The 19,100-nt window shown below is 64.0% G+C and carries 14 protein-coding genes and 1 pseudogene; 2 read left to right on the forward strand and 13 right to left on the reverse strand.

All coding sequences use genetic code 11. From position 1 onward, the window contains the following. A pseudogene (locus EOA75_RS33990) lies at window positions 1-686 on the reverse strand (hypothetical protein); the annotation flags it as partial. Between the two features lie 71 nt (window positions 687-757). Then, window positions 758-2,056: an adenylosuccinate synthase gene (locus EOA75_RS11705; protein ID WP_095782560.1), complete on the reverse strand. Its 1,299-nt coding sequence runs from the start codon at window positions 2,054-2,056 to the stop codon at window positions 758-760. 217 nt (window positions 2,057-2,273) lie between these two features. Between EOA75_RS11705 and EOA75_RS11710 the strand changes: the two genes are divergently transcribed. Next, window positions 2,274-3,164: a DMT family transporter gene (locus EOA75_RS11710; RefSeq protein ID WP_127324293.1), complete on the forward strand. Its 891-nt coding sequence runs from the start codon at window positions 2,274-2,276 to the stop codon at window positions 3,162-3,164. 41 nt (window positions 3,165-3,205) lie between these two features. Here the strand turns inward: EOA75_RS11710 and serA are convergent, their stop codons facing one another. The 5 genes from serA to glmM form a co-directional block, all read right to left on the reverse strand. After that, entirely contained in the window at window positions 3,206-4,807 is a 1,602-nt protein-coding gene (gene serA, locus EOA75_RS11715; protein WP_067001828.1) for a phosphoglycerate dehydrogenase, read from the reverse strand. Between the two features lie 68 nt (window positions 4,808-4,875). Then, window positions 4,876-6,051 (reverse strand): phosphoserine transaminase, encoded by a 1,176-nt coding sequence (locus EOA75_RS11720; RefSeq protein ID WP_067319442.1) that lies wholly within the window; start codon window positions 6,049-6,051, stop codon window positions 4,876-4,878. A gap of 197 nt (window positions 6,052-6,248) precedes the next feature. Then, a complete protein-coding gene (locus EOA75_RS11725) occupies window positions 6,249-7,109 on the reverse strand; it encodes an outer membrane protein (RefSeq protein ID WP_067319444.1) in 861 nt (286 codons plus the stop codon). 206 nt (window positions 7,110-7,315) lie between these two features. Then, window positions 7,316-8,131, reverse strand: coding sequence for an outer membrane protein (locus EOA75_RS11730; protein WP_067001819.1), 816 nt, complete (start codon window positions 8,129-8,131; stop codon window positions 7,316-7,318). 216 nt (window positions 8,132-8,347) lie between these two features. Next, entirely contained in the window at window positions 8,348-9,700 is a 1,353-nt protein-coding gene (gene glmM, locus EOA75_RS11735) for a phosphoglucosamine mutase (protein ID WP_095824081.1), read from the reverse strand. A gap of 365 nt (window positions 9,701-10,065) precedes the next feature. Between glmM and EOA75_RS11740 the strand changes: the two genes are divergently transcribed. After that, window positions 10,066-10,932, forward strand: a complete 867-nt coding sequence (locus tag EOA75_RS11740; protein ID WP_127324294.1) for a hypothetical protein — start codon at window positions 10,066-10,068, stop codon at window positions 10,930-10,932. 384 nt (window positions 10,933-11,316) lie between these two features. On the opposite strand, the gene ftsH is transcribed toward EOA75_RS11740, so the two are convergent. The 6 genes from ftsH to EOA75_RS11770 form a co-directional block, all read right to left on the reverse strand. Further along, complete coding sequence (gene ftsH, locus EOA75_RS11745; RefSeq protein ID WP_067001810.1) at window positions 11,317-13,251, reverse strand: ATP-dependent zinc metalloprotease FtsH; 1,935 nt, start codon at window positions 13,249-13,251, stop codon at window positions 11,317-11,319. A gap of 106 nt (window positions 13,252-13,357) precedes the next feature. Next, window positions 13,358-14,749, reverse strand: a complete 1,392-nt coding sequence (gene tilS, locus EOA75_RS11750; protein ID WP_127324297.1) for a tRNA lysidine(34) synthetase TilS — start codon at window positions 14,747-14,749, stop codon at window positions 13,358-13,360. Window positions 14,750-14,800: 51 nt separating this feature from the next. Further along, a complete protein-coding gene (gene ybgF, locus EOA75_RS11755) occupies window positions 14,801-15,949 on the reverse strand; it encodes a tol-pal system protein YbgF (RefSeq protein WP_127324295.1) in 1,149 nt (382 codons plus the stop codon). A 269-nt stretch (window positions 15,950-16,218) separates the two neighbouring features. Continuing rightward, window positions 16,219-16,725, reverse strand: coding sequence for a peptidoglycan-associated lipoprotein Pal (gene pal / locus EOA75_RS11760; protein WP_067001802.1), 507 nt, complete (start codon window positions 16,723-16,725; stop codon window positions 16,219-16,221). A gap of 309 nt (window positions 16,726-17,034) precedes the next feature. Then, entirely contained in the window at window positions 17,035-18,315 is a 1,281-nt protein-coding gene (gene tolB, locus EOA75_RS11765; protein WP_245299761.1) for a Tol-Pal system beta propeller repeat protein TolB, read from the reverse strand. A gap of 79 nt (window positions 18,316-18,394) precedes the next feature. After that, the coding region (locus EOA75_RS11770) for a cell envelope integrity protein TolA (RefSeq protein WP_127324296.1) at window positions 18,395-19,100 on the reverse strand (706 nt) is incomplete at its 5' end.

Genomic DNA, 19,100 nt, shown 5'->3' on the forward strand with positions numbered 1-19,100 from the left:
CCAGCAATCAACCCGCCATAGCTGCGCTTGCGCGGCGCAGGCCGCAGCCGCTGGAAAGTATCGGCCGGCTGCTCGTCATTGGCAAAGACATCGCTGTCCTCGTCCGGTTCGGCGGCGTTCATCCCGGGCAGGCCGACATCGTCCTCGCGCGGCGAGGGCATGGGCGGCGGTGCCGCGGGCACCTTGTGCCAGCCGCCGGGCTCAGTCTTCGTTGCCCCTTGCCAGCTTGGTTCCGTCTTTGCTGCGCCTTGCCAGCTCGGTTCCGCCTTCACCGGCGCCGGTGCGGGCGCCGTCTTGAAGGGCTCCGGCTTGAAGGGCTCCGGCTTGAAGGGCTCCGGCTTGGCAGGTTCGGGCTTCGCCACCGACGGCTGCCGGACGTGGCTCGGCTGGTTCTTGTTGCGGTCGATCGAGGAAAAAATATGTTCCAGCTCCGCCAGGGGATCTTCCGCTGGAGCCGGCTTGGGCGCCGGAGCAGGCTTGGCATACTCGCGCTCGACGCTGGCGACGGCATCTTCGAGCGAACGTTTCTGCTTGCTGATGACCTCGGCCGACAACGGCGGAGAATAGTTCGCGAGTTTCTTCGCCAGCATCTCACGAGCATTCTCGTAAATCCGCTTGCGCAACTCGGGCGAGGGCTCGCTGTGCTTCGCAAGCTGTTTTTTCAGAACACCAACGAAATCTGCCATGCGTCAGTCGACCTGCAATTCTTTCCCGGGCCGGCCGCAAATCAGCCGTAGCGCCTGGAAGCGCTGTGAAACTAGTCTTGAAACGGATCGGTCACAAGTATCGTGTCGTCCCGCTCCGGGCTGGTGGAAAGCAGTGCAACCGGGGCGCCGATCAGCTCCTCGATGTGGCGGACATATTTGACGGCTTGCGCCGGCAGATCGTTCCAGCTCCTGGCGCCGGCCGTCGTTCCCTTCCAGCCTTCGAGCGTCTCATAGACCGGCTCGACGCGCGACTGGGCGCCCTGGCTGGCCGGCAGATAGTCGATCAACTCGCCATCGAGGCGATAGCCGGTGCAGACCTTGATCTCGTCCAGCCCGTCGAGCACGTCGAGCTTGGTGAGCGCGATGCCCTTGATGCCGTTGACGGCCACCGCCTGGCGCACCAGCACGGCGTCGAACCAGCCGCAGCGGCGCTTGCGGCCGGTGACGACGCCGAATTCGTGGCCGCGCGTGCCGAGGAACTCGCCGACCTCATTCTTCTGCTCGGTCGGGAACGGCCCTTCGCCGACGCGCGTCGTATAGGCCTTGGTGATGCCGAGCACATAGCCGATCGCGCCGGGGCCGGTGCCGGAGCCGGCGGCCGCTTGCCCTGCCACGGTGTTGGATGAGGTGACGAAGGGATAGGTGCCGTGGTCGATATCGAGCAGCGTGCCTTGCGCGCCCTCGAACAGGATGCGCGCACCCGCGCGGCGCTTGTCGTCGAGCACCTTCCAGACGCGGTCCATGTAAGGCAGGATCTCGCCGGCCACCGAGGTCAGCTCCTGCATGATCGCCTCCTGGGTCGCTTCCGGATGGCCGAGCCCGCGGCGCAGCGCATTATGATGCGTGAGCAGCCTGTCGACCTTCAGGGGAAGCGTTTCCAAATCCGCCAGATCCATCACCCGCACCGCACGCCGGCCCACCTTGTCCTCATATGCGGGGCCGATGCCGCGGCGGGTCGTGCCAATCTTGGTTCCGGAATTCGAGGCGGCGTCTTCGCGGAACCCGTCCAGCTCCCGGTGCAGCGACAGGATAAGCGCGGTGTTTTCGGCGATTTTCAGGCGTTCGGGCGTCACCTCCACGCCCTGCTCCTTGAGCTTCTTGACTTCCGCGACGAAGGCGTGCGGATCGAAGACCACCCCGTTGCCGATGATCGACAGCTTGCCCTCTCTGACCACGCCGGACGGCAAGAGCGAAAGCTTGTAGACCTTGCCGTCGACGACCAGGGTATGACCTGCATTGTGGCCGCCCTGGAAGCGCACGACCACGTCGGCGCGCTCCGACAGCCAGTCGACGATCTTGCCCTTGCCTTCGTCGCCCCACTGCGAGCCGACGACCACCACATTGGCCATGTTCTTTTCCCTTGAGATGCCGCCTTGGCGGCTTGAAACGACAGGCCTCTATAGCCTCATGTGCAGGCCGATGCGACCCCTTCTTTGTCCCCGAAACCACCCAGGGCACAACAAACCAGGCACAACAAATTCCGGCTTTCGCATCATTTACTTGGCCTCGCCATCGCAATAGGCCGGCATCCTTCTTCCACCGCGCCTGCCGGTCCAGGATTAAGCGATGCATCGAGCCGCCTATCTGTTCCTGCTCTCCACCATGCTGCTGTGGGGCGGCAATTCCGTGGCCGGCAAGCTTGCCGTCGGCCATGTGTCGCCGATGACGTTGGTTTTCCTGCGCTGGGTGCTGGCGGTGCTGATCATGCTGCCCGTCGGCTGGCGGACGTTTCGCGAGGATTGGCCTGAACTGCGCCGGCATTGGCTGCTGGTCGCCGGCCTCGGCGCCTGCGGCTTCACGGTGTTCAACGTCATCTTCTACACGGCGCTGAACTATACGACCGCCATCAATGTCTCGATCGAGCAGGCCGCCATACCGATCGTCATCATCCTCGCCAACTTCGTGCTGTTTAGGCTGCACGTGCAGCGCCTGCAGATCGTCGGCGTCGCGCTCACCATCCTCGGCGTCGCCCTGACCGCGAGCCATGGCGACCTCGGTCAGCTGCTGAAGCTCGAGCTCAATTTCGGCGACGCCATCATGCTGGTCGCGGTCCTCTGCTACAGCCTCTATTCGGTGGGGCTGCGCCTGAAGCCGGCCGTTCGCTGGCAAAGCTTCATGCTGGCTCTGTCGCTCGCCGCGCTTTTGACCTCGGGGCCGTTCTTTGTCTGGGAAGTGGCGGCGGGCCGCGTCATCGTCCCGGACGCGCGAGGATGGGCGGTCGCGTTCTACACCGCGCTCGGCGCGTCCGTCGTCTCGCAGATCTTCTACATCAAGGGCAACGAGCTGATCGGCGCCAATCGCGCCGGACTGTTCATCAATCTGGTGCCAATCTTCGGCACCCTGCTTTCGGTGCTGATCGTCGGCGAGCAGTTCCAATTCTATCAGGGTCTTGCGCTTGCGCTCGTGCTCGGAGGCATCGCGCTGGCCGAATACAGTGGCAGCAGGGCCGTTCTGTAGGGGAAATGCCCCGCATGCCGAAGCATGCGGGGCATGATCTTTCAGGCGGCGCCGACATCGAAGTGCAGCGGTTTGGCCGAATCGATCGATTGGTGCGCCCGCAGTTGATCGAGCACCCTTTCCGGGAAGGGTGCGTCGAGATAGAGCAGCGCGATCGCATCGCCGCCCGGCCGGTTGCGGCCGAGCTGGAAGTTGGCGATGTTGACGCCGTTCTCACCGCAGACGGTGCCGAGCAGGCCGATGATGCCGGGCGCGTCGGCATTGGTCGTGTAGAGCATGTGCTGGCCGACCTCGGCATCGAGGTTGATGCCCTTGATCTGGATGAAGCGCGGCTTGCCGTCCGAGAAGCAGGTCCCGGCGATCGAGCGCGTCATATGCTCGGTCTTGACGGTGAGCTTGATGTAGCCGTCGAAGACGCCAGATTTGTCGCGCTTGACCTCGGCGACGATAATGCCGCGCTCCTTCACCATGATCGGCGCCGACACCATGTTGACGTCGGAGACCTGCGGCCGGATCAGGCCGGCAAGAGTGGCGCTCACCAGCGCGCGCGTGTTCATCGTCGCGGTCGAGCCGTCGAACAGTATCTCCACCTCCTTGATCGGATCTTCGGTGACCTGGCCGACAAAGGCGCCGAGCACCTCGGCCAGCTTGACGAAGGGTTTCAGTCGGGGCGCTTCCTCGGCGGTGATCGAGGGCATGTTGATGGCGTTGGAAACGGCGCCCTTGATCAGGTAATCGGCCATCTGCTCGGCCACTTGCAGCGCAACGTTCTCCTGCGCCTCGGTGGTCGAGGCGCCGAGATGCGGGGTTGCCACGACATTCTGCATGCCGAACAGCGGATTGTTCTCCGCCGGCTCGGCCTCGAAAACATCGACGCCGGCGCCGGCCACCTTGCCGCTCTTCAGTGCCGCGACCAGGTCGGCCTCGACGACCAGCCCGCCGCGCGCGCAATTGATGATGCGCACGCCGTCCTTCATCTTGGCGATCGCGGCCGCATCGATGATGTTGCGCGTCTTGTCGGTCAGCGGCGTGTGCAAGGTTATGAAGTCGGCGCGCGCGAAAAGCTCGTCGAGCTCGACCTTCTCGACGCCGAGCTCTTCAGCGCGGCTGTCCGACAGGAACGGATCGAAAGCCACGACATGCATCTTCAGGCCGACGCCGCGCGTCGCGACGATCGAGCCGATATTGCCGCAGCCGATCACGCCCAGCGTCTTGCCGGTGATCTCGACGCCCATGAAGCGGTTCTTCTCCCATTTTCCCGCATGGGTCGAGGCGTTGGCCTCCGGGATTTGGCGCGCCAGCGCGAAGATCATCGCAACGGCATGCTCGGCCGTGGTGATCGAGTTGCCGAAGGGCGTGTTCATCACGATGATGCCCTTGCGGCTCGCCGCCGGAATGTCGACATTGTCGACGCCGATGCCGGCGCGGCCGACGACCTTGAGCCTGGTGGCGGCATTGATCAGCTTCTCGGTGACCTTGGTCGCCGAGCGGATGGCGAGGCCGTCATACTGGCCGATCACTTCGAGAAGCTTTTCCTTGTCCTTGCCGAGATCGGGCAGGTAGTCGACCTCGATGCCGCGGTCCTTGAAGATCTGCACGGCGGTGGTTGAAAGTTTATCCGAGACGAGAACGCGGGGCGCCATGGCGGCCTCCTTGAAGAATGGGATTGATCCGTTTGGGATCGGCGGCCCGAAGGCCGCCGCGAATTGACTCAGGCGGCCGCTTTCAGCGACGCCTTCTGCATGGCGAAGGCCCAGTCGAGCCAGGGCAGCAGTGCTTCGAGATCGGAGGTCTCGACGGTCGCGCCGCACCAGATGCGAAGGCCGGGCGGCGCGTCGCGGTAGGAGCCGATGTCGTAGGCGACATCTTCCTTGTCGAGCGTCGAGACGATACCTTTGGCGAAAGCCGCCTGACCGTCGGCATCGAGCGCCGCCACGTCCGGATCGGTGAAGGACAGGCACACGGAAGTGTTTGAGCGCGTCGCCGGATCGACGGCCAGATGGCCGAGCCACGACGACCTGGCCACGAACCGGTCCAGCACCGCGGCGTTGGCGTCGGCGCGGGCGATCAGCGCTTCCAGGCCGCCGATCGACTTCGCCCATTGAAGCGCATCGAGATAGTCCTCGACGCACAGCATCGACGGCGTGTTGATGGTCTCGCCCTTAAAGATGCCCTCGATCAGCTTGCCGCCGGAAGTCAGGCGGAAGATCTTCGGCAGCGGCCAGGCCGGCTTGTAGGTTTCCAGCCGCTCGACGGCGCGCGGGCTGAGGATCAGCATGCCGTGCGCGCCCTCGCCGCCCAGCACCTTCTGCCAGGAGAAGGTGACGACGTCGAGTTTATCGAAGTCGAGCCGCTGCGCGAACGCCGCCGAGGTGGCGTCGCAGATGGTGAGTCCCTTGCGGTCGGTCGGAATGAAATCGCCGTCCGGCACGCGCACGCCGGAGGTCGTGCCGTTCCAGGTGAAGACCACGTCGCGATCGAAATCGATCTGCGTCAGATCCGGCAACACGCCGTAGCCGGCCTCGAACTTGCGCACATCGGCGAGCTTGAGCTGCTTGACGACATCGGTCACCCAGCCGGAACCGAAACTTTCCCAGGCGACCATGTCGACGCCGCGCTCGCCAAGCAGCGACCACAGTGCCATCTCGACCGCGCCGGTATCGGATGCCGGCACGATGCCGATCCGGTAACCGGCCGGGACCTTGAGGATTTCGCGCGTCAGCTCGATCGCCTGTTCGAGCTTGCCCTTGCCGATCTTGGCGCGGTGGGAGCGTCCGAGCGCAGCAGCTTCCAGCGCCTCGACCGACCAGCCGGGGCGTTTTGCACAGGGACCTGAGGAGAAATTGGGGTTTGCCGGACGGAGTCCGGGCTTGGTAAGCGTCGTCATCGTGGTCTATCCTTCCAGATAGTGGCCCCTCGTTGGGGAGGGGTGGCCCACGGACGGCGATATGCTTTCAGGCTTTCGGCGTCAAGAGCAAAGTTTTTGTCGCTGTCGGGATATTTGTCTCACGGCACCACGCGCCGGAAACGAAAAAGAACGGCGGACCGCTCGATCCGCCGGCGGCAATTTCCGAATTCCCTCGCTCACCAAAGATCGTAGCGCAGCCCGAGCTTGACCGTCTGATAGTCAATGCCCTTGCGGATATTGAAAGCGCCACCATCATAGGCGACGTATTTCGCCGCTGGGACGGAAAAGTATTCGTAGCCGAGATCGACCGAAACGTTCTTCGTGACCTGGTAAGAGAGCCCTGCGCCGATGGAATAGGCCAGATTGAACTTTGCCGCAGTATCGGTCTGCCCTTCATAGCCGGCCGGATCGTCGCAGAAAAATCCGCCGGTGCCGGCGCTGTTCGTAGGAACCTCCACGCAGTCGCGCGCGCCGATGCTTCTGTAGTATTTGTTGTAGGCGAGCCCGATGCCGCCGCCGATATAGGGCGTGAGCCCGACATAGGTGCCCAGGTCTACATAGCCATTGGCCATGATGCTGTAGCCCTTGTTGGAAGCGTTGTCGGAAAGGTCGCAGGCCTGGCTGGTCGCAACGGAATTGATCGTTCCGAAACCGTCGTCCACAAGCGTGTGCCCGTCGCAGGTGGCTCCCAGTCTGTCATGGGCGGCGAATTTGTCGGTCGGCAGGATTCCACCGTTCAACTCGACCCGCAGGTAGTCGTTGACGTGATAGCCCATGCCGATGCTGCCGCTGAACAAGCTGGACTCATCGCTGAAGCTGTTGAGCGGTCCCGACGAGGTTTCCTCATGCTTGAACGGGTGGCTGAAAGCGTAGCCGACGTCGCCGCGGAGGTACCAGCCGGAGCCTACCTCGACCGGCTGATAGTCCGGCGCCTGGTCGACATAGATCGGCGGATCGTAGTCAGCCGACACCGCCTGTGTCGCCGGCATCAGCACGATTGCGGCGAGCGCCAGTGCGATACGCGATTTTGATGTCATGGTCCCCGGCTCCTGAGATTGGCGCCAGTCGCGAACGCGAGCACAGCTGCCGTTTCAGGAGCATTGTTAACCATAGTGGTTAAGTGCCGGTTAAGGATAACAGGGAGTTACCGAATTGATTTCGATGCTGTTTTACCGGCCACCCACAAAAGAAAATCGCCCGGCTGGCGCCGGGCGATCGGCAGAATTTCAGGATCTCGAAGCGGCTACTTGGTGTAGATCGGCTCCGGCTCAGGCTGGTAGGCCACCGGTGTAGTGCACCCATTGTTGCCGCCGAACTGGTAGCGCAGACCGCCGCGCACCTCATGCGTGTTGATGCCGTGGTCGAACCCCGGCCCGGAACTCGTCGAATCGAACTCGAACATGCGCCCGCCCTGGATGTGAGTGAAGCGGTAGCCTGCGTCGAGGATCACCCTGTCGGTCAGGCAGTAGGAAGCGCCGGCCATGAGCGCATAGGCGAAGCGCCAGTTGGACGAACCCGGGTTGGTTTCTGTGGTGTTCGGGTCGTGGACCGTGTCCCACTTGACGTGCGCACCGCCGATGCCGGCGCCGACGTAAGGCGTGATACCGTGATAGGTGCCGATATCGACATAGGCATTGGCCAACAGCAGCAGCGCGCTCATCCTCGACACCTCGGTTGATGTCGTGACGAGGTCCGAGGTCTGGCCGTTGAAGTCCGACTTGAACCAATAGTCGGCCGTCAGATCGGTTCGGAAGTAATCATTGATCTTGTAGCCGACGCCGCCGCCGAGCGAGAAGCCGCCCTTCAGCTTGCCGAAATCGAAATCGTTGGTGCCGGGCGGTGGCCCGTATGTAATGTAGTCGATGCCGCGCAAGGTCGACTTGTGGTAGTCGATGTCGCCGCGAATATACCAGCCGCCGACGTCGATCGGCTGAGCCTCGACCACCGGCGGCGGAGCTTCCTCCACCGGCGGTGGTTCCCCGAGGTCGGCGGCGAGGGCCGGTCCGGCCACTCCCGCCAACAGCGCGGCAAACAGTGCCATTCTTGCGGTATCGAACATGCTGTCACCCCTAAGAAGCCTCGGGACGACATCGCCCGAAGATGAACCTCGGCGTGGATAATGAATTGCAAAGGTTAAAAGCCGTTTAACCGTACCGATTAACCACGAATGCCTACAATTTTAGAGGGTATTCCGTTGTCCGGGGTGTTGTGAGCGCGCGAAAAAGCCCGCCTGGCGGCGGGCTTGCAGATGCGATCGTCCGCTTTGCGGCGGCGATCAGGCGGCGCTGCGGGTATCCGAGATGATGCCGACGATCTCGTTGACGACGGCCTCGACCAGCTGCGGATCGTCGCCTTCGGCCATGACGCGGATGAGCGGCTCGGTGCCGGACGGCCGGATAACGAGGCGGCCGGCCTTGCCCAGGCGGTTGCGCCCTTCCTCGATGGCTGCCTTGACCGGCGCCTCCTCCAGCGGCTTGCCGCCGGAGATGCGGACGTTCTTCAGAAGCTGAGGCACCGGCTCGAACTTTTTCGACAGCTCGCTGACCGGCCGGTTCTGCCGCTTGATGCAGGCCAGCACCTGCAGCGCCGAAACCAGGCCGTCGCCGGTGGTCGAGAAATCGGACAGCACAATATGGCCGGACTGCTCCCCGCCGACATTGAGGCCGTGCGCGCGCATGTGCTCGACGACATAGCGGTCGCCGACCTTGGTGCGGTGCAGCTGCAGCTTCATGTCGCTAAGGAAACGCTCAAGACCGAGATTGGACATCACCGTCGAGACGACGCCGCCGCCGGCCAGCCGTCCGCTCTGGTGCCAGGACTCGGCGATCAGCGCCATGATCTGGTCGCCGTCGACGATGGCGCCGTTCTCGTCGACGATGACCACACGGTCGGCGTCGCCGTCGAGCGCGATGCCGATATCGGCGCGCACCTCGTGCACCTTCTTCTGCAGGCCGGCCGGATGGGTCGAGCCGCACTCCTTGTTGATGTTGAAGCCGTTCGGCTCGACATTGATGGCGACCACCTCGGCGCCGAGCTCCCACAGCGCCTCCGGCGCCACCTTGTATGAGGCGCCGTTCGCGCAATCGACGACGATCCGAAGCCCGGAAAGCGACATCGAGCGCGGCAGCGTGCGCTTGGCGAATTCGATATAGCGGTCGTGGACGCCGTCGACGCGCTTGGCACGCCCCAGCCCGTCGGAATCGGCAAGCGACAACTCGATGTCCTTGTCGAGCATGCCTTCGATTCGCTCCTCGATCTCGTCGGAGAGCTTATAGCCGTCGGGGCCGAACAGCTTGATGCCGTTGTCGTAATAGGGGTTATGCGAGGCCGAGATCATCACCCCGATGTCGGCGCGCAGCGAGCGCACCAGCATGGCGACCGCCGGTGTCGGAATCGGCCCGAGCAGGAACACGTCCATGCCGGCGGCGCACAGGCCTGACACCATCGCGTTCTCGATCATGTAGCCGGAAAGCCGCGTGTCCTTGCCGAGCACGACGCGGTGCCGATGGTTGCCCCGCTGGAAAGAAAGGCCGGCGGCCATACCCACCCGCATGGCCACCTCGGCCGTCATGGGAAACTTGTTGGCGCGTCCGCGAATGCCGTCGGTGCCGAAATACTGCCCTGCCATACCTGCCAAAGTCCCCGTCGGTTTCAGCCGCTCGTATTGCCACAATTGGGCCGCATCCGATCATCACGTTTCGTGATTATATATTACTATTCCTTAGAAAATCATTGTCGCAGACCGGTCAAGTGATTCGGCAGCCTGCCACGACCTCTCGTTGTAGCGGGAATATAGAAGCCCAGACAGCTTTTCCGCCCGACACGGTTGGGAAAACCTTATTTGCTCGAACCGAGCGCCAGCAATTTAGCACCTTGTCGGCAGGAACACACTTTGTGAGGGCATCCGCGCGGGAAGCATCTGGCGCAGCCCGAAGTTGAGAGCTATTGATTTGGTATAGGCACCATTTGGCGGCAGCAAGGGAGAAAAACGCCATGCTTATTCATAGACTTGCAACATTGACGGGCATCGCCGTCGCAACCCTGTTCCTGGCGGCGCCGGCCAACGCGCTGACCATGGCCGAGTGCAGCACCAAGTACAACGCGGCCAAGGACGCCGGAACGCTCAATGGCCAGACCTGGAACCAGTTCCGCAAGGCCCAGTGCGGCAGCGACGCTTCCGCCACGACCGACACCAAGGCGGCGACCGACACCAAGGCGGCGACTGAGACCAAGGCTGCGACCGAGACCAAGGCTTCTGACACCAAGAAGGCAAAGACGGCAGCTGCCTCGGACGACACGGCCAAGGGCCTGACCGCAAAGGAATGCAGCACCAAGTATCAGGCCGCTAAGGCGGCCGGCACGCTGAACGGCATGAAGTGGAACGATTTCCGCAAGGCTGAATGCGGCCCCGGCGCCACTGCCGCGGCGGCCGCCAAACCTGCCGCCAGCAAGACTTCCACCGCTGCCGCTGACGGTGGTTCGGCCAAGGGTCTGACCATGGCCGAATGCAGCAGCAAGTACCAGGCTGCCAAGACCGCCAACAAGCTCAACGGCATGAAGTGGAACGACTTCCGCAAGGCCGAATGCGGCGCCGGCGACGACGACGACACCGTGCCGGCTCCGACCGAGGCGACTTTCACCAAGGAACCGGCAAAGCCCAGCGTGGCTGCGCCGAAGGGCGTGACCTTCCCGACCGCCGTCTCGCCGAAATTCGCCAACGAGACGCCGGCCAAGGCCCGCATGCACACCTGCCTCGAGCAGTACTATGCCAACAAGGACGCCAACACGCTGAACGGCCTGCGGTGGATCCAGAAGGGCGGCGGCTTCTACAGCCTCTGCAACGCCAAGCTGAAGAGCTGATCGCTCAGCGCTTACCTCCAAGACCAAGGCTCGCGCATCGCGAGATGCGCGGGCTTTTTCGTTGGACGCGCTTAAAGAGGCATATCGGCGCCGCAAAAGAACCCCCGCCGGCGAAGCTACCAATCTCCCCCTATATGGACTGAGGACATCGCGAACAGGTGTGCGAAGACATCGCGAACAGTTTCGTGCGTTTTGCGCGGGAGGTTCGGGGTGCCATGCGAGCCAGAAGCGTGATGAGCCAGAAGGAAGATTGGCGCTTGCGCCGGACGCCGATCTTGCAGGTGCGGTCCGCGAGCGACTCGCCAATCGTCTGTGAGCTCCCAAACAACAACGCCGCGGTCTGAGCCGCGGCGTCGTTTTTTATGTTTCGTTTTCGATCGAGCCTTAGCCCTGCGGCTGCGGCTCCATGCCGCCTTCGGGCTCGGGGCCCTTCTTGCGACGGCCGCCGGTGCCGGCTTTCGGCACAGCCGAGCCGCGGCTGGGCGGCGTGTCGTCGCCAAGGTCGCGGGCGGGCTTGTGGCCGGCGATCAGCTGCTTGATCTCCTCGCCGGTCAGGGTCTCGTATTCGAGCAGCCCTTCGGCCAGCGCGATCCAGTCCTTCTTCTTCTTGGTCAGCACGGTCTTGGCGGTGGAATAGGCATCGTCGATCAGCCGGCGCACCTCGGCGTCGATGATCTGCGCGGTCTCTTCCGAGATGTTCTGCTGGCGCGCCACCGAATGGCCGAGGAAGACCTCTTCCTGGTTGTCGCCATAGGCGACATGGCCGAGCTTGTCGGAGAAGCCCCACCGCGTGACCATGGCGCGCGCCAGCTTGGTCGCCTGCTCGATGTCGGAGGAGGCGCCGGAGGTGATGTTCTCCTTACCGAACTTGAACTCCTCGGCGACGCGGCCGCCCATCATGATCGCCAGCCTCGAGATCATGTATTTGTAGCTCATCGAATAGCGGTCGCCTTCCGGCAGCTGCATGACCATGCCGAGCGCGCGGCCGCGCGGGATGATGGTCGCCTTGTGCAGCGGATCGGCCGTCGGCACGTTGAGCGCCAGGATGGCGTGGCCGGCCTCGTGATAGGCGGTCAGCTCCTTCTCGGCCTGCGTCATCGCCGACGAGCGGCGCTCGGCGCCCATCATGATCTTGTCCTTGGCGTCCTCGAACTCGGCCATGGTGACGAGCCGCTTGTTGCGACGCGCCGCCATCAGCGCGGATTCGTTGACCAGGTTCATCAGGTCGGCGCCGGAGAAGCCGGGCGTGCCGCGCGCGATGACCTTGAGGTCGACATTGGGCGCCAGCGGCACATTGCGCACATGCACCTTGAGGATCTTCTCGCGGCCGACGATGTCGGGGTTCGGCACGACCACCTGGCGGTCGAAGCGGCCCGGCCTGAGCAGCGCCGGGTCGAGCACGTCGGGCCGGTTGGTGGCGGCGATCAGGATGATGCTTTCGTTGGACTCGAAGCCGTCCATCTCGACCAGCAGCTGGTTCAGCGTCTGCTCGCGCTCGTCATTGCCGCCGCCGAGGCCGGCGCCGCGATGGCGGCCGACGGCGTCGATTTCGTCGATGAAGATGATGCAGGGGGCGTTCTTCTTGGCCTGGTCGAACATGTCGCGCACCCGGCTTGCGCCGACGCCGACGAACATCTCGACGAAATCCGAGCCGGAGATGGTGAAGAACGGCACGTTGGCCTCGCCTGCGACGGAGCGGGCGAGCAGCGTCTTGCCGGTTCCGGGAGGGCCGACCAGCAGCACGCCGCGCGGGATCTTGCCGCCGAGCCGCTGGAACTTCTGCGGATCGCGCAGGAACTCGACGATCTCCTCCAGGTCCTCCTTGGCCTCGTCGACGCCGGCGACGTCCTGGAAGGTGACGCGGCCATGCGCCTCGGTGAGCAACTTCGCCTTCGACTTGCCGAAGCCCATGGCGCGGCCGGAGCCGGACTGCATCTGGCGCATGAAGAATATCCACACGCCGAGGATCAGGATCATCGGCAGCCACGAGATCAGATAGCCGAACAGCGAGTTCGAACCGTCGCTTTCAGGCCGCGCGTTGATGGTGACGTTCTTGTCCTGCAGCCTGGAGACCAGCGACGGATCGCCCGGCGAATAGGTCTGGAAGCCGTTGGCGTTGTCCGTGTAGTTGCCCGAGATACGGGCGCCGGCGATCGTCACGCTCTTGACCCGGCCGGAAGAGACATCCTGCAGGAACTGCGAATAGGCAATCTCGCTCGAAGCGCCGCGCGTCTGCGGCGTCTGGAAAAGATTGAACAGGGCGATGAGCAGGACCGCTATGATCGCCCAGAGCGCGAGGTTGCGATAATTCGGATTCATCTATTGTCCTGTTGGCGTCCGCGCGCGGACCCACGATGATGATTGGAGGCTTGGGCCTAACATAGGGAGAGCGTCTCCCCTTGCCAAGCAGAACAGCATGCCTCGGTTAAGCTTTCGCCCATGCTCCGCCGCGATCATGGCCGCGAAAAGGCGTCGGCGGCAGCGGCGGCGCGCCGATCAGCGCGGCGACGGCGGCAGCGGGCCGGAGATCGAAGGACGGCAGGAAGCGGGTGAAGGGCGACACCGCAGGAACGATCGCCATCGCCGGCGGCGCGGCATCACCGCCAGCCAAATCAAGGCGTTCGCCGCCGCGCCACAGCGCGGGCTCGGCGGCCAGCGCCTTGCGCAGCAAGCTCGCCGGAACGTCGCCTTCCGGGGTAAATCGCTTGGCGGCGCCGGGACCTGCTGGCGCGATCACCAACCCGCTCGGCCTGTCGCTCAATGTGATCCTCCGCCGACCGTCCCATAGGGCCTGCTCAGCAGCCGGAACCGCGGGCAGATTGCGGGCCTCGCGGTGGAGGAAGATGCCGGTGCGGCGCGCGTCGACCACCGTCCGCGACAATGTGGCGCAAAGCGTCCCCGACCGCAGATGCTCGAACAGCGCCCGGCAACGCGCCTCGTCGACAAGGAACGTGACGCCGCCGACCGTGGCGAGCAGGATGCGAAATGCATAGACGGCGGCTTCGCTATCCTCACCACTTGCGAAATCGCGATCAAGGCGGATGAGCCCCGGAGCCGGCTGGCTAGCGAAGGCGCCGATCAGCGCCGCCGCACGCTGGCCGAGGTTCTCGCGCTCGGCGGCTGCCTGTCCGGCCTTCGCGATTGCTTCCTTGAAACGCGCCTCGCCATCTCTGCCTGCAAGCCAGATGCGCAGGCGCGGCCGCTCGAAGCGCCGGTCGACATTGGTCGGATCCTCGGTCCAGCCGATGCCGCGACGCTTCAGCATCTCCCGCAATGCCGCGCGGCGCGTGGCGAGCAGCGGGCGGGCGATCCAGACCCGCCAATCGTAGAGCGTGGCGGGCGCCATGCCGGCGAGCCCGCGGCCGTCGCGTGGATCCTCGTCGCGGGCCTCCTCTTCACGAACTTGCCGCATCAGCACGGTCTCGGCCTGGTCGTCGGCGGTATGTCCGGTCACCACCGTGCGGATGCCTTCCCCTTCGGCTGCCTCGGCCAGCAGCCGGTAGCGCGCCTCGCGCGCGGCGGCTGGCAAGCCGGTCGATGGCTTGTAGCCGGACCAGACGAGCGTGCGATGCGCGATGCCGTGCTCGGCGCAAAGCCGGGCGACAGCTTGCGCTTCGGCTGCCGAGCTTGGTCTGAGGTCATGATCGATCGTCACCGCAAGCAGCCTTGCCGCGGGCAGGGTACGGTCGAGATGGTGCTTGAGCAGATGGAGAAGGGCGGTCGAGTCGCTGCCGCCGGACACGGCCGCAACGGCGCCGTGGGAGAAGTCGAAGTCTTGGAAAAGGCGATCCGAAAGGTCAGTCTCGGTACCGAACATCACTGCGCGTCGTCCACAAGCGGTCCCGATTCCGGGACAACGACACGCAAGCTAGCACGAGGCCAGCGCCTTTTCCTGCTTGATGCGTTCCTTCAGCGTGCCGGAAACATCCGGGTAGCGCTTGCCGATCTCGTTGAAAGTGGCGCAGGCCACGTCGTTCTGCTTGAGGCCGACCAGCGATACGCCGAGCTTGAGCAGCATGTCGGGCGCCTTCTTGGCCTTCGGATAATCCTTGCTGGCGGCCAGGAAAACCTCCGCCGCGTCGCGATATTTCTGCTGGCCAAGCAGGGATTCGCCCAGCCAGTAATGCGCGTCCGCCGCCTTGGCGTCCTTGGGAAAGCGCGAGATATGGTCGCGGAAACCCTGCTCGGCGGTGGGATAGTCGCCCGACAGGATGAATTGGTAGGAGTTGCGGTAGAGCTCGTCCGGATTGTTGGTCGAGGGCAGCGAGGCCATGACCGTGCCGCCGGACTTGCTTTTGCCAGGCTTGCCGCCGGTCTCGGCGGCAGGCGCGTTTGCCGTAGCCGCGGGAGCTTCCGTCTGCGAGCCCGCCTGCGGGGCGGGGTCGGCATTGACGACATTGCCGTTCTTGTCGACGGTAATGGTGCCGAAGGTCTTCGGCGGCGCGCCGGTGATCAACTTGCCCGGGTCGCCGGTCTGAGACTCGACGATGACGTCGCCGACGCTCTTGCCGCCGCCATCGTCCTGCGGAGCCGTGCCGGGCGGAGCTTGCGTCGCCGGAGCCGTTGCCACGTTGGTATCGGTGCCGCTGTCGCCGGCGCCAGCATCGCCCATATTCGTGTTGCCGTTGCTGCCGTCCTGCGGCGCGGCCTCCGACTTCTTTTGGCCCGTTGGCTTCGCGCCCTGCGAGCCGCCTTCGAGCTGCTGGAAGCGGAACTCGTTGTCCTCCTGCTGCTTGCGCATCTGCTCCTGCATTTGCAGGATCTGGAAATTGAGCTCCTCAAGCTTGCCGTTCATCTGGCGGATCTGATCCTCCAGACCGGTCATGCCGGCGCCGTCCTGCTGGGCGACTTGCGCCTGCTCGGTCTTCTTCTTGTCGCCGAAAATGCCGAGCGTCGGCAGATGGAAAGTGAACCCGCTGTCCGAGGATTGCCCGCTGTCCGCCGGGGCTGCGACGCCTGCGATGCTTGATACGAGCAGCAGCGCAAGCGTGCCGCTCAGGACCGTTCTGAAATGCATTATGTCTCTCGCCGTGAAATCTGTTGGCCCGATGCGCCTTTCCAAATCGGAGGGGGATAAAGCGCCCTCGCGCTCTTAGCAGGACGCGAGACTTCGGCCAAATTTTGTTTCAAGCTGTCGCATATGAAAAAGGCGGCTCGGAGGCCGCCTTTCGTTCAGCGATGTTGTATTTGTGCCGCCCACAGCGCCGCGCGTCGTCGGACGCGCCAAGGACGCTGTGGCGCTTATGAGCGTTTCCGAAAATCGATATCGATTTCCGGTGCGGCGCGTCAGGAACCGGCGCCCGAGAGCGTGGTGACGGCGCGGCGGTTCTGCGACCAGCACGAGATGTCGTCGCAGACGGCGACCGGGCGTTCCTTGCCGTAGGAGATCGTCTTCAGGCGGTTGGCTGCGACGCCCTTCGAAACCAGGAAGTCGCGGGTGGCAGCGGCGCGGCGGGCGCCCAGCGCCAGATTGTACTCGCGCGTGCCGCGCTCGTCGGCATGGCCTTCGATGACGATGGCATACTGCCTGTACTGGTTGAGCCACTGCGCCTGGCGCGACAGCGTCGTCTGCGCGTCGGCGCGGATCGACGAGGAGTCGGTGTCGAAGAAGATGCGGTCGCCGATGTTGACGGTGAAGTCCTGCGCCGAGCCGGGCGTGGCAGAGCCGGCGCCGTTGAGGCCGAGATCGGCGGCGCTGTTCGGCGTCTTCTTCGAGGCGCAGCCGGTGATGGCCAGAGCCGCCACCAGCGCGATCATCGCCGGATTTCTGGTAAGTGCTGCGATACGGCCCATGCCGCCTCTCCTTCGCATTCGAGTGATTTCGTTGATCACCCAGTAACCACGTTTGGGTTAACCGGCATTCAAGAAACACGGTTAATTTTTCGTTTCGAGCCGCCGTCCTCGGCCGATTTAGCTAGGCTCACAATGCGCGGCGACCGTAGGCGGAAATGCGGCCAAAACATGAAAAAAGGGGGAATTGAGGAACTGAAGAACTGAGGAATTGAAGGAAGAAATTAAGCCAGCTTCTCTCTGAGATTTACAAGCGCCCCCGGTCCTCCATTTTCCTCAGTTCGCCGTTCTTAAATTCTTCCGTTCCTCTGCCTACTCCAGCAGCGGCGACCAGGCCGGATCCGAGGCGAAGTTCGAGGTCGGGATTTGCTGCTCGTTGCGGCCGGTAAGATCGACCGTGACCAGCTTCGGCCCGCCGGCGGAGTCGCGGAAGAACATCAGCACGCGACCGTTCGGCGCCCAGGTCGGCCCCTCCTGCTGGAAGCCGGAGGACAGGATGCGCTCGCCCGAACCGTCGGTCTTCATGACGCCGATCTGGAACTCGCCGCCCGACTGCTTGGTGAAGGCGATGAGGTCGCCGCGCGGCGACCACACCGGCGTGGAATAGACGCCGTCGCCGAACGAGATGCGGTGCGGGTTGGAGCCGTCCGCACCCATGACGTAGATCTGCGAGCGGCCGCTGCCGCCGCCGCGGTCGGAGGTGAAGACGATCTGCGAGCCGTCGGGCGAATAGGAGGGCGAGGTGTCGATGGCGGTCGAGTCGGTGAGCCGCGTGGTCGAACGGCTTCTCAGATCCATGGCGAAGATGTTGGAGTTGCCGTCATCGCGCAGCAGGCTCATGATCACCTTCTGGCCATCGGGCGAAAAGCGCGGCGCGAACGTCATGCCGGGGAAATTGCCGACCAGCTCGCGCTGTCCGGTCTCGATCTGCAGCAGATACACCTTCGGCTGTCCGCTCTCATAGGACATGTAGGTGATTTCCTGCCGGTTCGGCGAGAAGCGCGGCGTCAGCACGATCGAACGGCCGTCCGACAGGTAGCGGACGTTGGCGCCGTCCTGGTCCATGATGGCGAGACGCTTCTTGCGCGCGTTCTTGGCGCCGGATTCGTCGACGAAGACGACGCGCGTATCGAAATAACCCTTCTCGCCGGTCAGCCGCTCGTAGATCGCATCGGCGATGATATGGGCGACGCGCCTGGTATTGGCGTCATTGGCGAAGAACTGCTCCCCGGCCATCTGCTGGCCGGCAAAGGTGTCCCATAGCCGGTACTGGGCGCGGATACGGCCGTCGGCTTCCTTGCCGACGCTGCCGGTGACCAGCGCCTGCGCATTGATCACCTTCCAGTCGTCGAAGCGCGGCGTGGCGTCCGGGCCGGAGATCTTCTCGATGAAAGCGCTCTTGTCGATCGGCGCGAACAGGCCGGAACGCTTGAGGTCGGCCGTGACGATCTCCGTGATCTGGGCGCCGAGCTCACCATTGGACTGGAAGTCAGTGATGGCGATCGGCAGCGGCTCGACATTGCCCTTGTTGACGTTGAGCTCGACGAGCGCCCAGGCCGGCAAGGTGGCGGCGGTCGTCATGCCCAGCGCCATGGCTGCAATCGTCAGGAGCGGCTTGAGGAAAGATCTCATGTCTTCTCGCTTCTCTTCTTTGATGGTTCCGACGCAAGGCCTATAGGCCAAGCATCTCCCTTGGGTCGAAGGTGACCCGGATGTCGTTCCAAATATCCTGCTTGCCGGCGGGAACCTGCAGGCCGGCCACGTCGCATTTTTGAACCGCGCGCACTGCGCTTTCGTCGAACTGCCGGTTGCCGCTCGACTGCTCGACCGACGGGCGGCCGTCGAGCTTGCCGTTGGTATCGAGATTGAACCGGACCACGACGACGAAGTTCTCCGAACCTTCCAGTCCAACGGGCAAGGTCCAGCAGCCGCCGAGCTGAGCTTCGAGCGCGCCTTGCTCGGATTTGGACAGCTTCTGGCCCTGATCCTTCTCGCCGCCGAGCGACGACTGCTGGGTGGAGCGCTTGGCGCCGCCACCGGACGGCTTCTGCTTGTCCAGAAGTGCTGAAACCTCGTCGGCGTTGAACTGCTTTTCATCCGACTTCGGCTTCGAGGAAGCTTCCTTCACCGGCTTTTCCGCGTCCTTGCGTTCCGGCGCCTTGGCGCTTTCGGCGGGAGCGGGCTGCGGCTTCGGCCGCGCTGCAGGGGCGGGTGCCGAGTCCGGAAGCTTAGCCTCCTCGGTCGGCTGCTCCTTGGCGATCGCCTCGGCGACGGCGTCCGGCTTGACCTCTTCCTTCTGGATGGCGGCGGTCGTGTCCTTCGGCGGTGCTGGCGTCGGCTCCTTGGCGGGTGTCGGCTTCGGCTCCGTCTGCTTGACC

The sequence above is a fragment of the Mesorhizobium sp. M1A.F.Ca.IN.022.07.1.1 genome, from assembly GCF_003997575.1.
GTDB lineage: Bacteria > Pseudomonadota > Alphaproteobacteria > Rhizobiales > Rhizobiaceae > Mesorhizobium.

Bases quoted from the DNA above. Each gene is read 5' to 3' on its own strand.
- EOA75_RS11705 (WP_095782560.1), bottom strand. From the start codon at position 2,056: ATGGCCAATGTGGTGGTCGTCGGCTCGCAGTGGGGCGACGAAGGCAAG.
- EOA75_RS11710 (WP_127324293.1), top strand. From the start codon at position 2,274: ATGCATCGAGCCGCCTATCTGTTCCTGCTCTCCACCATGCTGCTGTGG.
- serA (WP_067001828.1), bottom strand. From the start codon at position 4,807: ATGGCGCCCCGCGTTCTCGTCTCGGATAAACTTTCAACCACCGCCGTG.
- EOA75_RS11720 (WP_067319442.1), bottom strand. From the start codon at position 6,051: ATGACGACGCTTACCAAGCCCGGACTCCGTCCGGCAAACCCCAATTTC.
- EOA75_RS11725 (WP_067319444.1), bottom strand. From the start codon at position 7,109: ATGACATCAAAATCGCGTATCGCACTGGCGCTCGCCGCAATCGTGCTG.
- EOA75_RS11730 (WP_067001819.1), bottom strand. From the start codon at position 8,131: ATGTTCGATACCGCAAGAATGGCACTGTTTGCCGCGCTGTTGGCGGGA.
- glmM (WP_095824081.1), bottom strand. From the start codon at position 9,700: ATGGCAGGGCAGTATTTCGGCACCGACGGCATTCGCGGACGCGCCAAC.
- EOA75_RS11740 (WP_127324294.1), top strand. From the start codon at position 10,066: ATGCTTATTCATAGACTTGCAACATTGACGGGCATCGCCGTCGCAACC.
- ftsH (WP_067001810.1), bottom strand. From the start codon at position 13,251: ATGAATCCGAATTATCGCAACCTCGCGCTCTGGGCGATCATAGCGGTC.
- tilS (WP_127324297.1), bottom strand. From the start codon at position 14,749: ATGTTCGGTACCGAGACTGACCTTTCGGATCGCCTTTTCCAAGACTTC.
- ybgF (WP_127324295.1), bottom strand. From the start codon at position 15,949: ATGCATTTCAGAACGGTCCTGAGCGGCACGCTTGCGCTGCTGCTCGTA.
- pal (WP_067001802.1), bottom strand. From the start codon at position 16,725: ATGGGCCGTATCGCAGCACTTACCAGAAATCCGGCGATGATCGCGCTG.
- tolB (WP_245299761.1), bottom strand. From the start codon at position 18,315: ATGGCGCTGGGCATGACGACCGCCGCCACCTTGCCGGCCTGGGCGCTC.